The sequence below is a fragment of the Enterobacter sp. 03-F-07-AD-ECC genome (genome assembly GCF_047530935.1).
GTDB lineage: Bacteria > Pseudomonadota > Gammaproteobacteria > Enterobacterales > Enterobacteriaceae > Enterobacter > Enterobacter cloacae.
Map to the genome: position 1 here is coordinate 23,739 of NZ_JBLKBZ010000029.1, position 16,009 is coordinate 39,747.

Here is a 16,009-nt window from a genome sequence, read left to right on the forward strand (position 1 = left end):
GCCGCTGGCAGATTTAACCCCCTTAATCGCCAAACTGGGATCAGTCCTGATAGTGTCCTTCCGTCCTGGAGAGGGTTGCTAACACTTGTTCCCATGATACGAAATGCGCCAGCTGATACAGATTAACGTCTCATTGCCCATGCCGGTCTGCCGACACCGGTGCATGGCCTTTTCCGATATTCGCAAGCACAGATGCTTGATTTTTTCAGGGTGTAATATACCTGAGCAGCATCTGAAGGCACTTTCAGTCGCTGTCAGATTTAACACCCTTAATCGCCAATCTGGGATTTTATGATGTTAACCTCCAGTTCAAGACCCTTGCTCCCATGATGCGAACCTTGCCACCTGATAAAGATTTACGCCTCATTCCTGTATGCAGGTCTTACGACTCTAGTGCACGGACAATTTTCGGTCATAACAAGACCTGGCGGAAGATTTAATCAGGCGTGGTGTGACTGAGCAGAAGCTGGGGCAATGTCAGCCGCTGGCAGAAAAAACCCTTATTCGCCATCTCAAACCGTCATTATGGGTAGTCCTTTTAACTTTCTCAGGACCATTAAGCTTAAACTCCGTTTAGAGAATGACGTAAGATTTAGGCTAAGCAGGTTAAGTGATCCCTCTCCCGGGTTGAACACTATATTCATCGTACGAGCGGAAGATTGTCCTTCGGGAAATATTTCTTAAACACCGCTCGGGATCTTATTGCCACTGGCGGATTTAACCCCCTTAATCGCCATACTGGGGTTCTGTCCTGATGCTGGCCTTCAGTTCTGGGCTTGGGTTGCTATCGCTTGCTCCCATAATGCGAAATGTGCCTCCTGATACAGATTAACGTCATATTTCTGCGTGCCGGTCTGCCGACACCAGTGCACGGGCTTTTTTCGGTCATCACATTTCCGGGCAGGAGATTCTATCAGGGCGTGGTGTGACTGAGCAGCAACTGGGGCACTGTCAGCAGCTTGCAGATTTAACACCCTTAATCGCCAAACTGGGATTCTGTTCTGATGTTGACCTTCCGTTCTGGGCGGGCTTTGGTTTACTAACACTTACTTCCATAATACGAAATGTGCTTGATGATGCAGATTAAATTCACATTACTGCATACCGGTCTGCCGACACCGGTGCATGGGCGATTTCCGACGATCTCAAGAACATATGGGAGATTATATCAGGGAGAGTAGTATGCCTGAGCAGCATCTGAAGGCACTGTCAGCCGCTGTGAGATTTAACCCCCTTAATCGCCAAACTGGGGTTCTGTCCTCATGCTGGCCTTCAGTTCCGGGCTGGGTTGCTATCACTTGCTCACATAATGCGAAATGTACCTGCTGATACAGATTAACGTCATATTCCTATATGCCGGTCTGCCGACATCAGTGCTTGGGCTATTTTCGGTCAAAACAAGACCTGGCGAGAGATTTAATCAAGCGTGGTGTGACTGAGCAGCAGCTGGGGGCACTGTCATCCGCTTGCAAATTTAACCCCCTTAATCGCCAAACTTGGGTTCAGTCCTGATGTTGGCATTCCGTTCTGGGCGGCGTTGCTATCACTTGCTCCCATTATGCGAAAAGTGCCTGCTGATACAGATTAACGTCATATTCATGCATGCCGGTCTGCCGACACCAGTGCACGGGTTTTTTTCGGTCATTACAATACCGGGCAGGGGATTAAATCAGGGCGTGGTGTGACTGAGCAGCAGCTGGGACACTGTCAGCCGCTGGCAGATTTAACCCCCTTAATCTCCACACTGGGGTTGCCTCCTTAAGTTGGGTTTCATTTCGGGGTGAGGTTGCTAACTCTGCTCCCATAATTCGTAGTGTGCCTCCTCAAGAGATTAACACCTCATATCTTTAGACTGGACTGACGACAACGGTTCACAGTTAGGAAACGTATATCAGCACACCGGTGAGATAGATTTTAGGGTCTAAGCAAGAAATAGGGTAGGCGTGAAGATTCATTAATGGAGCTCTTAACTTCAAAGCGTAGAGAAGGAGACAAGAATCGTGGTTTAAACAGGTTGTGCATTAGGTATGGACTAGAGAGTCTGAGCTCACATCTGCAAGTTAAGCTCACAAAAAATCATAAAAAAGTAAACAAACATTAGCTTAAGATTGAAACTAAGGATAGAATTGTACGCATAACAAGGAAATGGACGCATTATACGTAAAGTTTACATATATGCGTAAAAGTCGGTTTTCAGTGCAAAAAGGTCATAACCATGAATTTACTTGAAAAGATCGCCCTCGTTGGTCAGCGCATGAAAAGCGAGCAGATTTCTCTAAAGGAATCTCTGATGGCTTCATCAAGAGTATCTGTTTCTGATGATAGTGTTGATGGTGTTGATAGACTGATCTATAACCACTGTTTGAATAAAAAAAATCTCTCTGATTTTTTTGGGAAGTCACGAGTAACGTTCAATAAAATACTTTCGGACTTAGAAGAAAAAGAACTTGTTGGTGCACCTATTTATCAAAACAAAAATCATCTTTACACCCGCTGGGATGTTCAAAAAATAATGGATGCCCTGGGTTATCCCAAGTACCGCGATCATTACTTTAGCAGAGCTATTGTTACTCAGAATCATAAAGGCGGTACAGGGAAAAGCACTACATCTGTAGCTTTAGCAGTAGCAGCTGCTTTAGATCTACAACTCAATGCACGTGTATTAATGATCGAATGGGACCCACAAGGTTCGATTGGAAGCAGCATGATTCAAAGTGTCTCAGAAGATGATGTCTTCCTTACAGCAATTGATGCAATCCTTGGAATTTATGAAGAAAATTCTGAGTATAAAAAATATTTAGATTCAGGATTCTCTGAAGAAGAAATCATCACTAATATGCCTTTTTCAACGCATCTGCCAAACTTGGACGTAATAACGGCTTTTCCGACAGATGCTCGTTTTAAAGATAAATACTGGCAATGTTCTAGAGAAGAACGTACGTCTTTGTTACTACGTTTCAAGGAAGTTATCTTACCGGTACTGAAGCAGAACTATGATTTGATTATTATAGACACTCCACCTGAAGATTCACCTTTGATCTGGGCTGCTGACGAAGCGGCCGATGGGATTCTTGTCGCAGTGTCACCACGTGAATATGATTACGCCTCTACTACAGACTTCATGCTTACAATAAGTGAAAGGTTTAAACAATCACCAAGTAAGGGCGACAATTTAAAATGGTTCAAAGTTCTTGCTGTCAATGTAGATGACAAAAGTCCATATGAAAGAATAGTTTTGGATAAATTAATCAGAACTGTTCAGGACCTTTTGATGTCCGCTAACATAAAAAATTCTGAAGCATTTAAGGCAGCTGCTTCCAAAGGGCGTACAGTGCTTGATATCAAAAAATCAGAGGAACTTTGTTCCGCAAAGCAGCTTGATGTCGCAGAAGAATCTGTATTACAGGTATATCAGCAATTTATAAATGAAATAAAAAGTTTTTCAGCTAAGCAAGGAGTTAACGCATGAGCGATGAGCAACATATCGGGAATGATAAATCTCGATATTTAAACGCACCAAAGCGGACAGAAGTCGGTCACCGTTCAGGTCTTGCGGGTTTGAAAACAGCACCTCGCATAAAAAAGTTATTCACTCTTCATAAGGGCCGGAGACTTGAAGCGGAACATGTGATTGTTCCAGCCCAGAGAGTGGAGAAGGAGACCTTAGTCCATCCAGCGAACCCACGAAATCAAGAAGCCCTTACAGATTATTCTGTTAGAGATATTCTTAAGCAGATTGAAGAAAGAGGGGTCGATACCGAAGGGATCGCTGTAAAAAGAGATGGGGTTTATTTATTAATAGAAGGAAGTCGCAGACGTTTCTGCTGTATAAAGGCAGAAAAGGATCTCCCCCTGTGGGTTCTTCCGGATGAACTAACCGAAGATGATATAAATTCAATTATATCCGCAGCACAAACATCTCGAAAATTTTCATATAGAGAAGTTGGGTTTCAATTTATCAAAAAAATGGAAGAAAAAGGATTTTCTACTAATGAAGAACTCGCAGCATATCTTGGGATTAGTCATGTATCGGTAGCCAAAAGAATCCAGGCGGCCCGTATTGACGAAACATTGATCTCTTTATTCCCGGATTATGAAGGAATCCCGAACTCCTATTATAGTCGCTTGTCTCGTTTACAGAAATATGTGCAAAAAAATCTATTTCCTTTAGATGAAGTAATAGATAATGTTAAAGAGGAAACAAAAGATTTAGACATTGGAGATCTCCAGGTTGCTCAAAAAGTTGTAATGGAAAAAATCACACAATCTGTGGAAAGTGTTTGTGAAAAAACTTATTCCACAAAATGGGAAACAAGTGATCTTATTACTTTTGATAACAAAGATAAGTATGCAAGAATCAGTAAAAACAATACTGGTAGAAAAATTCGCTTTGAATTCAATAGGATAAATGCGGGTTTTATTAAGGAACTAGAGGAGTTCATAAAAGAAAAATTAAAAGTACCAGAATAAATATTGAACTGCATCTTTATGATGCAGTTCATATGATTTATATTTTTAATTTCTTGTTATATTAATATGGGGTGTGCGCAGGTTCTGACATATAAGGTCTTAGTTCTATATGAACAGAAGCGCCATTCCCATCATTTACTACGTTTAAAGGTGCTTTTCCCGGCAATGACATAGTTGCAACGTCAGGTCCAGAAACAGCAAAATTATTTTCTGCTGAAGGCATTACTGTAAAAATCTTTATAGCAACATTTTCATGTCTAAATAATGAAATCCCAAAAGTAGAACCAGCTTCGGTATTGCTCACGTCCACAACCACAGGGGTTTTTCCTAGATATTCATTAGTTAGTATGTTTTTTACTAATGCCCCTTCCGGGACAGTATAGATACGGTATGGATATGCTAAAGCCGTGTGACAAAAACATATTAAAATAACAATTAATGTTTGTTTCATAGATTATCCTCATTCAAAAATAAAAGATATAACTCTTGAAAATCGTGGTTAGTAATTAGGTCCGCTTTTCCGGGAAAATCGTAACTAACAGAAAATAAAAGCGAAAGCGAATCTTTTCCTTTTGCTTTGGGAGAGATTCTGCTAAAAGCACGGTTAATAAACATAAGTTGATCTTCATTGTTGAAGCAAAGTCCAAGCATTCCAACCGTAGGAACTACGAATGTGCTTACGCTGCCTGGGGGCAAAAGTTGCTTACTACGGGCATTGTAAGCACAACGACTACCACCTAGCGTTAGGCCTGAAAGCTCAATAAAACTTCTGGTTCCATTCTTGGCGACAAGCCAAACATCAGTTCCTGAACTTTCGACACGTAAAGTAACTTTTCCGTCAGTAAAGGCCTCACTTTTATTGTATAGAATAGGGTCAAAACCAACTGTCGGGAGTTCTTCGATTTTACTTTCTACTGACTGACAACCAGTCAGTAATGCAAACAATAAAAGTGTGATAACTTTAATCATCCCGCTTCCTTAGATTGTTTTTGGCGCTCGTTATAAAAGATAATGATTCACCGGGGTAGAGAATTGTTTCTTTCGTCCAATAACCATAACCACCGAGGATATTTTTTCTTTTCTCAATATAAACGGGTTCAGAAAATACTAAATGTTGATATTTAGGAAGAGATAAGATTTCATATTTTCCTTGTCCAACTAAGAGGTAATTCTTCTCTTTAGGATTGATGGTTACTGGATTACCAACACTTTGAGGTATGTTAAGTTTTTTTATATTTAGGTCAGAATAGTCAGGAACGGACACTTGATCATTAGACGTATTTCCGGGAAGAGTAAACCCTTTACCCTGATCCGGTCCAAAGATGGCAATTATATCTTTGTTGTTTCTTGTGATCGAAACGATAGCCTGAAGGGGCGTATTAGCAAGGTCATTTATAAACGATATAGTTAGACTTGATTTTGGCTCGACCCAAACAATGCTTTTTCCGGATGTGCCTTCGCTTAATGCAATTTTTTCATTTAGTAAGATTTTATTTTTGGCAATGATATTATACTCAAGTTTTGGTATCACAATAAAAAGTGATTCTTTATTTGAAACATTCATGATTTCTAAGAAATTGGTTTTGGTCATGCTGGTCTTTAGAACAGGCCTATATTTACCATTTATAAACCACCTTCCGTTTATAAGCTCCGCTTTAGCAGATATAAGTGAATCACTTTTCTGTGCGGCAGAAGAAAAAGCATCTTTTCTATGCTCTTTCTCTTGATGTGGTGCAGCTGCTGCGTGAAGATGCAAAAGTAATGTTGAAATTGAGATAATCTTCCAATTTATCTTCATCTTGTTACCTCAATGTTGTTTTCAATCGAATCGAGTTCTAAAGGATAGGTTTTAAGTGAATAAAACTTGTTTGTTGTTTGTATTAGCTGATGACACAATAAAACTGGATTGTTCTTCATGATTATTTCTACTAATGTAAGTGCTGGTGAGTCAGTTTGCGGTATACCCGGAGCAACTATTACCTGGTCTTCTAATTTTGACATATAGAGTGATCCAGTATTTATATGCAAACAATTACCGATCAGTACTGGAAGATTGTTTTGAGTACGACCATGGGCTTTTCGAATGCTGTTTACAGGATTCCTACCTAGGACCATAAGGTTGACGTCATTTATCATCATTGGTATTACGGCATGGTCCATACCGAATAGAAACTGGCTCTGAAAAATATTCACATTGGCATAGTTGAATGCTTGAAGCGCATTATAAGTATCAGTGAATGATGTGCGGATAGGGGCGTAATCAGAAGGGCAAACCCCAATTTTTATATCGCCTTTTAGTAAAATCTGCATCATCGTACCAAGCTGGGTATTAAGAAGTTTTTTTACCTCTTCCTCTAAATAGTAACGATTCACAGCTTTATGCCACTTTCCGCCCATTACACACCATCTCTCATTGAGGTATGTGCTGGGGTAAAATGTTCTCCGGTCTTTGTTTAATGGTAACAATTTTTTTAACATTTCTTCTCCGGCTCCGGCAGCTGAGAAATGCCTCACAAAACGTCCATCGAAAAAGCCACTGTTTATCGCCTTCATCAATTCTATGGGTTCCGGCCCATAGTCAAACAAATTTCCAGTAGAGAAAATTACTATCTCTTCTTCTGGCTTTGTAACTGATTGGATCAAGTTGCACAGCGCAGAGTAATGTCCATGAGGATCTGCCAGAAAGAAAATCCTTCCGGAGAAGTTTGTAAGGTCTATAGTTTGGACGTGCTCAGCTGCCATAAATTCCTCTACGTATGTTTACATCGATGATACGGTATTTCGAACTATGATTTTTTTACAAAAAGGCGTCATTTTGGATTCTAAGCCTAAGGACCTTTGTTACTTACAGGTAAAGGCCCCAGTCCTGGCTCTCAAACAGTTCATACTTAGGATGCAAAGTAACTTTCTGATTATAATTGGCTCCTTTATAAACATGGTTAATACATGAATACAGGAAATTTAACGGTAAGGTGTTTAAAATGGAAGGATGCTGAAATAACATAGACTTACGTATTTTTTTAATAGTGTTAATGTTGATAATAGGTCACCATTAATGTATAAAGTTAATATCTAATATGGTCCTATTAATAAAAGAGAGTTTTTATGGCTGAACTATTAAAATCTGAAAGTCCTGTTTCACCATCAGTGCAGGATATCACTGAAGCTTTAAAAATCGTTGTCGATGATGGAAGTAAAGCTGCAAAACTGGTTTGTCTTAATGAAAGAAACGAATTAGTTCCCTTGCTTACACAAAATAGTTTTGTTCCAGATTTCCGTGTTCGCCATGAGGGTCTCAATCCTTTTAACTATCTTATTGATGGGCTGGAAAGGTTTTCGCATCACAGCGAATCTAGTAACTCACTGGAATCGACTGATGTATCTCACCAATACGATGAAATTAGCCGGTTAAATGTTCACCATGCACTTCATGCTTCTGGTTTAGTTCCTCAGGATGTTCACCTCTTTGTTACTTTACCACTTAGCCAGTTCTATACTGCTTTAGGGGAAACGAATATTGAAAATATTCAGAGAAAAAAAGATAATCTGATGAAACCAGTAGAGCGTTATCTTGACGGTAAACGCTATTCTTTTAACGTTTTGTCTGTGACTGTTTTCCCTGAATCTTTACCAGCTGTGACCCGGGCAGATGAAATTGAGGATATTGCTTCATTTGAATCAAGTTTGGTAATTGATCTTGGTGGTACTACTCTTGATGTTGCAAGTATTACTGGGCAATTAGAACAGATTTCGAAAGTAAAAGGTTTTGACCGTATTGGTTGTTCTATTGTTTACGATGAGATCAGCAGGTATCTTGAATCTGAGAAACTGAATACGAGTAATGCTTACATTCATCATCTTGTTGATAATCGTCATGATAAATCAGCTTTGAAGGTTGCAGAGGACAAGCGTGACGGTGTTTTTGATGCGGTAAACTCTGCGGTACAGAAGTTGCAAAGTAAAGTAATCAGAGCGGTTACACAAGTCGAAGAGAGGCCTCATAATGTTTTCCTTGTTGGGGGAGGTTCATATCTCATCGAAACAGCTATTCGTAAACATTTTGAAACGGCTAAAGTTATCATGGTAGACAATCCGCAGTTCGCATTATCTTTGGCAATTGCTGATACTATTTATTCAGAATAATGAGCTAGAACATGGCTAAATACCCTATCTCAAATAAGGCAGATAACGACCGGATTCAGATCCGGTCTTTCTGGATATCCGAAAGAAAAGCACCCTATGTTTATAGTTTCTTGAAAAAAACAGAACTTTGTCATAGGGGTGACCAACTGGATTTAATTAGGTCGGCTATTAGTACCGGGTTGGTATTAAATAATTTATTTCCTGACTTGGCAAATTTTATAAATGGTTTAAACGAAAGATTAACACTTGCAGATCTTAATAGGTTTCTGAATGATGGAAATACTATAGATACTGAACCTAAGCCTCCTATTAATGTATTGCTAGAGAATGTCTTAGATCAAAAGTTTATGGAGTATTTAACACCTCTACAATTAGATAATTCAAAGCAGGATTCTGTTTCTGTAAAAGAAACCTTCCTTGTACAAAAGGAACATGCCTGCTTTGGTGTGAAGATTGAAAATGAGGGAAGCGATACCTCTATACCATCTGAAAGCCCACTTTCTTCAGGTGCATGGCTTTGTTGAATAAATCGAACTTTTGCTGAGTTGAAGGATCAGATCACGCATCTTCCCGACAACGCAGACCGTTCCGTGGCAAAGCAAAAGTTCAAAATCACCAACTGGCCCACCTACAATAAAGCCCTCATCAACCGTGGCTCCATAACTTTCTGGCTGGATGATGAAGCTATTCAGGCCTGGTATGAGTCAGCAACACCTTCTTCACGAGGCAGACCTCAGCGCTATTCTGACCTTGCCATCACGACTGTGCTGGTCATTAAACGCGTATTCAGGCTGACCCTGCGCGCTGCGCAGGGCTTTATTGATTCCATTTTTTCTCTGATGAACGTTCCGCTACGCTGCCCGGATTACAGCTGTGTCAGCAGGCGGGCAAAGTCGGTTAATGTCAGTTTCAAAACGTCCACCCGGGGTGAAATCGCACACCTGGTAATTGATTCCACCGGGCTGAAGGTCTTCGGTGAAGGCGAGTGGAAAGTCAAAAAGCATGGCCAGGAACGCCGCCGTATCTGGCGTAAGCTGCATCTCGCCGTTGACAGTAAAACACATGAAATCATCTGCGCTGACCTGTCGCTGAACAATGTTACGGACTCAGAGGCCTTCCCCGGGTTAATCCGGCAAACCCACCGGAAAATCAGGTCAGCCGCCGCCGATGGCGCTTACGATACCCGGCTATGTCACGATGAACTGCGGCGTAAGAAAATCAGCGCGCTTATCCCTCCCCGAAAAGGTGCGGGTTACTGGCCCGGTGAATATGCAGACCGTAACCGTGCAGTGGCTAATCAGCGAATGACCGGGAGTAATGCGCGGTGGAAATGGACAACAGATTACAACCGTCGCTCGATAGCGGAAACGGCGATGTACCGGGTAAAACAGCTGTTCGGGGGTTCACTGACGCTGCGTGACTACGATGGTCAGGTTGCGGAGGCTATGGCCCTGGTACGAGCGCTGAACAAAATGACGAAAGCAGGTATGCCTGAAAGCGTGCGTATTGCCTGAAAACACAACCCGCTACGGGGGAGACTTACCCGAAATCTGATTTATTCAACAAAGCCCAGGTGCATCCAAAATTTCAAAAGAAAAGTCCATTTCCTCTGTGGTGCCAGTGCTAGAAAAAGTATCGGATGAAAATCAAACCGCCTCCATAAGCATAAAATCTAAAGCTAAGGCAAACAAGCGACTAGCGACTTTGGCAAGATAGGTGAGAGACAGTACAATCGACTTCTGAGTTCAACTTGTCTTACCAGGAAAGCCAGCATACTTGCTGGCCTTTTTTTTGTTATAATAAACTCAGGCTTCAGCTGAATCTGTAAAATTACTGTTAATGAAACGGTATTTTAGGTTAATTTGGATGCTGTTACAGGAAGTGCGGATTTTTCCTAAATTTGTAAAAAACCTAAGAATTATCTTAATAAATCTGGTACTTAATTATTATTTTACGTAAAAAGTCTTTGTGGTTTAATGGTTATGTAAGGATTTTTTGATACCCTTATACCCGATGGACCTAAGGTCACTGACAACGATGTTCATGTAGAATCTTCGTTTCTGTAATCCCTTTTGTCCTTGTCCCAAATGATTGATTATTATAATAAAGGCTGATCGAATGCTATCTCGCAACTCACTAATACATGGTTTACGCCGAGACCAGTTAATCGGAGTTCTGACTATTTCAGAGTTTCCGGTAGTTATGGTAGAAAGCCACTTCATTCAGTCTGAGGTTATGGGAATAAAACCCGTAATTTTTAATATTGATGAGCTTCTTGTTTCTATATCCCCAATTTCCTCTCTTAAGTTCGATTGGGAGTGGGCCCCAGTTGATACAATACTCATTGAAGTTATCATTCCACCTGTAGAGTCAGACCTTGTAAGTGCAGAAAATGACTTCCTCCGTGATTCTGGTATTGGCCATATCCAGTGCGAGCCTGGCGGAGCATCAATACGACGTACAGTTACCTTCGTTGGTGGAATAACCGCTGATAACTTACTGTATCAGTTGAGGCTTATGTGCGTAAGCGCGTTAAAACTTTTAGGAGAGGAACTGGGGGATGAAGTCTAAGATTAGATATGTTTTATCTGGTTTTGTTGTGTTATGTGCATTTGCTGGAGTTTATAAAATCCTAAACAATGTTCCGGTTAAACCTGACCTTTTGGACTTCACTGGAAACACATTTAAAAAGACATCACTCTTCCTGCCATGTGATAAAAGCTCGCCTTCTTTAAACATTAAAATTGCTGATAACGAGAAAATCGTGATCAACGGCATCGCTTCAAAAGTAACTTTTGTTGAAAAGGCTGACCCCGTCAAAAGCCCTGGTTTTTGTGATGATCTTGATCTAAACAATTCTCGCCTTGTACATACGGCATCTTACAGCCTGGTGATTTCTGAAACCAAAACAGGATTTACACTATCAAATTTCAAGCATCTTGCCGATGATGAATCATTAGGCGGTATGTGGTTTTATCAAAAGTGACTTTTTATATGGCAACTTCAGACTTCGCTCTTAAAAACCATAATGTTAAAGCATTTGGTCAGGATGCAGCCCTTGTCATTGAGATGAACAATGAAGATGTTAGCTCATCAAAACCTTCACCTTTTTCAAATGAGATTGATAATTATTATCTTACATTGCACGTCGCTCCAAGGAACGCAAAAAAAGATTATGACTGGGGCTCAAACCGTTCTGTACTTCTAAAATTGTCGACGAATGAAGTTATGCAGATGGCATCTGTATTTCTTAGAATCATGCATACTTTAAAGATTGATAAGAGGAAAACCTCACATCATGGCCACGTCGTATACAAAAATATAAGCGTTACCCCAAACGAGAGGGGCGGTTTGTTGTTATCCGCAGGGATAGTTCCAGTCGATAAAGATGGCTTAAAACCCTTCATGCACATGGTCCCCGTCTCACAAATGGATTGCGTTAAAATTGGCCTCTACATACTTGGATATCTTGCTCAAAAAACGCCCTGGGTAAGCTCCGAGTCTATAATTACCGCGCTTCGCTTATCTGAAGCCAAGAATTCAAAATAGCGCATTAACATACGGAATATACGGAAAAATACAGGTTTTTTTAAATGTTATACGAACGGATATTTCTGTTTTTCATCGTAAAGTGAGTTTAATTTTGCTCAGAAAAACAGGTATTCGTCATGAGAAAATCAGGTTTAGGTTTAGCCCTGTTGTTTTCTTTAATTGCTCCGATTAAAGCGGTCTATGCTGAAGCGATTATGATTTCAGGAAAGCTACAGGCTGATTTGCCAGCCGTATCCTTTGACCCGGGGCCGGGCGACTTTGTTGCATACGTTAATTCTAACACTATCACTGCCTCAGGTGCAGGCACAGCCTGTAATGTAACGGTTGATGATCGAGCGACTTCCTCTGTTGATAACCTCGTTTGTTTTTTTGAGTGGTTACCCAATACCTTGGGATTAACTTCTAACGGCTTCACTCTTTCAGGCGTTCCCAACACCACCGGTGATTTAAAACTACCTTACAAGATTTCTTACTTCTCTGGTTCTGAACGGAAAAAAGTTGAAATAGTAAAAGGTGAATATTCAATCAAAAGTGTGGCACCGGTAAAACCAACTATCACCGGTCTTAAATCATCCCTGAACGGATTAGTCTATGACGGCTTTTCTTTCAAATCGTATTTAAAGGATGAAGCGATCAAAGATATCGCTGTTTCTGTTGAACCCCGCAATTATATTCAATACATCTCAATAGGTTCAGGCTCCGCCTGTGAAGTACCTATTGGCGGAACTTCCTGTACCATTGAAGTTGGAAGCATTAAGGCCAGTGATACAGATGAACTTTTGGGTTCACGTGATATCACAATTACAGCAAACTCTAAGAATAATTATTTCGCACCTCCTGAATCCAAAAAGCTTGTTGTTAACTGGGATTATCGGCCTCCTGTAGTAGACCATACACTTTGGAATTTTACCGATGAGGCTAAAACAATCAAAGTAGGTGGCCAGGACATCTATACCGGAGCCAAAACCGTTGCTGTGGCCGTTAAGGTACCCCAGCAAGAAACAGAAGGTGAATGGTGGCTCCCAACAGCTATGTCGCTCACTATGACTCCGGATGGCGTGTTTAAGCCGACGACTAAAGTGACTTTAGATGATGGCACTGAGATTGATTTCAAACAGTCCTGGGCAACCCCTTTACGTAGAACTTTACAGCCGGTAAGTGGACCTCAAAAAGTCGGTGATGAGTACCTCTATATCTTTGACTTAACGGATCTTATAAACGGGTCCTACGCAGCGACTTTTACAGTAGAAAATACGAGCAAAAACTCTTCTACGTACACTGAGCCTGAAAGCAAACTGATGCTGTCTGATAACCCAACGCTTATGGTTCTCAAAGATGGGCAGGTATTAACTAAACGAGCACCCGTATACTTCCTGAACGAGATTATCGTTGCAGCTTTCCAGGGGCAGGCTGGGGTTGCTGACATAAAATCAGTAACAATAGACAACAAAGTAGTTTCGTTAACACCTACAAATTATAAAGGTATTTACTACCTGCCGGTTGGAGACGATTTAGCAGTTAATTCGGATCACGAGATTACTGTGGTGGCTGAAAACCTTTATGGAAAAAACGTAAATTTCAGTACCGTGTTCACTTATCAACCTACTGGATTCACTCTTAAGAATCTGGAAAAAAACGTAACTCTTTACTCGCGCGTACGTCAGTATACGGACCTGCTTAGTCAAACAGCTGGTGATAAATGCACTCTGTTTACCACAGAGGAAAATGCGAATGCTTACCTCGCCTGGTATGGGGAAAAATCAGATGTTACAGCATGCTACCCTCAGTGGAACAATGTCCCTGATGGGTTGGAGTTCTATTTTAAAGGACGTACCCCGGGTCTAACTGGATTCTTTAATAAAACAGGTGAGAATCTGCTCGACTATCAAGTCTATATGATTAACGGGAAGGGCTCTAAAGCGGTTTCCGCAAGGAATCGCCGTACTCTGACCACACAATTACCATACAACCCGATCATCTCTTACAAAAAGAATAAAGTCATAGCAGGCATCAATCCGAACACTGCTCTGGCTTATACGACCGGGGGGGAGGCCGCTCGAATATTAGCGAAGGTGGTACCAGCTGACGTTACGATGATCGTCTCTCAAAACGGCTCTGAGGCTGTCAAAACGTCATTTAAAAATCGTTCCTCAAACAACGATGCAACGACCTTTGTACAAAGGGTCAAGGTTGCTGCTGCACCATTGTGGACAAAGAACGTCTTTGACATAGCTGTAGAATACTCAAAGGATCCAGAATTAAGAACTACAGACACCCTCAACGTATATACGGTGCCTGATTTCAATATTCGAGCATCGATGGAAGTGGATGACAAAAAAACAGCCACATCTCTTGAAGTGCCCTTAAAGGTAACAGTGGGGCGTTATAACAACTCCACACGTAAAAGTGCATTTGACCGTAAAACAATGGGAGAATGGGACGTCACGATATACTCTCAAAAAAGTGTATACGGCAAAGATCCAGAAACAGGCCGTTATAAAACTACATACGAAAGAACTGCGCTGACTGAAGCATTGCCGGTCAATGATGCGGGCATTGTCGAAACCAAGATTAAAATTGAAAATATGGATCTGGGTAATATGCGTCTGGTTGGTGTGGCTAAGGTCAGATCGCCATTCTCTGATTTTGAAATGAAACGTGAGACCAGTGCTGTAGGCATTCGAATCTATAAAGGTGAGGAACTGGAGGGTAACCTGTCGAAAAGCCTTATTATCGGAAGGATCCCACTTAGTACTCTGGTAAGCTTCAAATCTGCCAGTACGGCTAACTCTGATGCACTCGCCCCCACCGAATGGCAGCAGTCCTCTGATAATGGTCAAACCTGGACCATGCTTTCCGACATGACCGGAAAGAGAAGTGTAAGTATCAAAAAGACAGAAGTAGGAAAGTGGCTTTATAGGGCAAAAATGACTAATAAATTCACATCCAAGATTTCCTACACAGATGCCTTAACGGTAGTTACCTACAAGCAGCCTAAGCTCAGTATAGATGTTACAGACATTCTTCAGGGCTCAGATATACCTGTAACCCTGCTTGATAACGATGAACCTATACCAGCAGGCACCGCTGAGGTTCTCTGGTCAGAGGATAAAGTCAACTGGGTGCAGGGAGATACAACTTACACTGTGGCTTCAGCTGATACCCTACCGTCTACGATTTATGCCCGGATGCGTTACCTTGATTCCGATGAACTGGCAGAGGAGTCTTCATGGAAGGAAACGTCTGCTCGGTTGGCAGCCGCAAAACCCAAGCGCCTTTCTGTCTCGGTAACGGGGGTTTCAAAGGTAGAGGTTGGTCAAAAAGTTACTTTGGAAGGTAAGTTCACGAACCCTAACAGTAAGTACCAGAATGGTAATAACGTAGTTGAAGAATGGAAAACACCGGATGGCCAGACATTTAAGGGCTCTTCACTGTCTGTTACCCTTACTGAGCAAATGTTGGATAAACAGGGATATGCTGCTTTTGAATACAGTGCATGGTTAGCGGACAATAAGGAGAATACGGTTTCTACCCGTAGAGTTTCTGTCAAATCGTGGGTTTATAAATTTCCCGAGATGAAAATAAGCTCCAAACTTAAATACGACATGGCACCGACCACCCTACGCGTTGCGTTGAGCGGTATTAAGGATGGAGACTATCCTGGTGTTACTTATTCCCGTGAATGGATCTACGACAAAGAGAATCTGGTAATCACTAAAGATGAAGGTGACACCAAAGAATTTACTAGACTGGCCCCCTGAATCTCCAGACAGTTGGTATCACTTAAGTTAGTGATAGTCTTAATACTAGTTTTTAGACTAGTCGTTGGAGTCCGAATGATTGA

General features: G+C 41.3%; 13 protein-coding genes and 1 pseudogene. 10 read left to right on the forward strand and 4 right to left on the reverse strand.

Going from position 1 to position 16,009, the window contains the following annotated elements:
- The first annotated feature begins 925 nt into the window (after positions 1-925).
- The 3 genes from ACMWKA_RS23395 (at position 926) to ACMWKA_RS23405 (ending at position 4,470) form a co-directional block, all read left to right on the forward strand.
- On the forward strand, positions 926-1,087 hold the full coding sequence (locus ACMWKA_RS23395; RefSeq protein WP_001371949.1) for a hypothetical protein: 162 nt from the start codon (positions 926-928) through the stop codon (positions 1,085-1,087).
- A 1,128-nt stretch (positions 1,088-2,215) separates the two neighbouring features.
- On the forward strand, positions 2,216-3,469 hold the full coding sequence (locus tag ACMWKA_RS23400; RefSeq protein ID WP_001050364.1) for a ParA family protein: 1,254 nt from the start codon (positions 2,216-2,218) through the stop codon (positions 3,467-3,469).
- On the forward strand, positions 3,466-4,470 hold the full coding sequence (locus tag ACMWKA_RS23405) for a ParB family protein (RefSeq protein ID WP_031942295.1): 1,005 nt from the start codon (positions 3,466-3,468) through the stop codon (positions 4,468-4,470). Before ACMWKA_RS23400 ends, ACMWKA_RS23405 begins: the two co-directional genes overlap by 4 nt.
- Positions 4,471-4,531: 61 nt before the next feature.
- On the opposite strand, the gene ACMWKA_RS23410 is transcribed toward ACMWKA_RS23405, so the two are convergent.
- Genes ACMWKA_RS23410 through ACMWKA_RS23425 form a run of 4 tightly spaced genes read right to left on the reverse strand, consistent with a single transcriptional unit; the run spans position 4,532 to position 7,212 of the window.
- Positions 4,532-4,921: a hypothetical protein gene (locus ACMWKA_RS23410; protein WP_000815011.1), complete on the reverse strand. Its 390-nt coding sequence runs from the start codon at positions 4,919-4,921 to the stop codon at positions 4,532-4,534.
- Complete coding sequence (locus ACMWKA_RS23415) at positions 4,918-5,439, reverse strand: hypothetical protein (protein WP_000598517.1); 522 nt, start codon at positions 5,437-5,439, stop codon at positions 4,918-4,920. The genes ACMWKA_RS23410 and ACMWKA_RS23415 overlap by 4 nt, the downstream gene beginning before the upstream one ends.
- Positions 5,432-6,268, reverse strand: a complete 837-nt coding sequence (locus tag ACMWKA_RS23420) for a hypothetical protein (RefSeq protein ID WP_000700976.1) — start codon at positions 6,266-6,268, stop codon at positions 5,432-5,434. Before ACMWKA_RS23420 ends, ACMWKA_RS23415 begins: the two co-directional genes overlap by 8 nt.
- Complete coding sequence (locus ACMWKA_RS23425) at positions 6,265-7,212, reverse strand: metallophosphoesterase (protein ID WP_000718595.1); 948 nt, start codon at positions 7,210-7,212, stop codon at positions 6,265-6,267. Before ACMWKA_RS23425 ends, ACMWKA_RS23420 begins: the two co-directional genes overlap by 4 nt.
- Positions 7,213-7,575: 363 nt before the next feature.
- Here ACMWKA_RS23425 and parM point away from each other — a divergent pair, with 363 nt between their 5' ends.
- The 7 genes and pseudogenes from parM to ACMWKA_RS23460 form a co-directional block, all read left to right on the forward strand.
- Positions 7,576-8,613, forward strand: coding sequence for a plasmid segregation protein ParM domain-containing protein (gene parM / locus ACMWKA_RS23430; RefSeq protein WP_000818954.1), 1,038 nt, complete (start codon positions 7,576-7,578; stop codon positions 8,611-8,613).
- A gap of 11 nt (positions 8,614-8,624) precedes the next feature.
- Positions 8,625-9,137, forward strand: coding sequence for a hypothetical protein (locus ACMWKA_RS23435; protein WP_031942296.1), 513 nt, complete (start codon positions 8,625-8,627; stop codon positions 9,135-9,137).
- Positions 9,138-9,158: 21 nt separating this feature from the next.
- A complete protein-coding gene (locus ACMWKA_RS23440) occupies positions 9,159-10,127 on the forward strand; it encodes an IS5-like element IS903B family transposase (protein ID WP_031942297.1) in 969 nt (322 codons plus the stop codon).
- A gap of 604 nt (positions 10,128-10,731) precedes the next feature.
- The gene (hdtA, locus tag ACMWKA_RS23445) at positions 10,732-11,184 is read left to right on the forward strand and encodes a H transfer determinant A (RefSeq protein WP_000952689.1); all 453 of its coding nucleotides are present in this window, start codon (positions 10,732-10,734) and stop codon (positions 11,182-11,184) included.
- Complete coding sequence (locus ACMWKA_RS23450; protein ID WP_000836981.1) at positions 11,174-11,599, forward strand: hypothetical protein; 426 nt, start codon at positions 11,174-11,176, stop codon at positions 11,597-11,599. Before hdtA ends, ACMWKA_RS23450 begins: the two co-directional genes overlap by 11 nt.
- 8 nt (positions 11,600-11,607) lie before the next feature.
- Complete coding sequence (locus tag ACMWKA_RS23455) at positions 11,608-12,162, forward strand: plasmid transfer protein (protein WP_000235773.1); 555 nt, start codon at positions 11,608-11,610, stop codon at positions 12,160-12,162.
- Positions 12,163-12,281: 119 nt separating this feature from the next.
- Positions 12,282-15,923: pseudogene (locus ACMWKA_RS23460) on the forward strand (hypothetical protein); the annotation flags it as partial.
- Positions 15,924-16,009 lie beyond the last annotated feature (86 nt).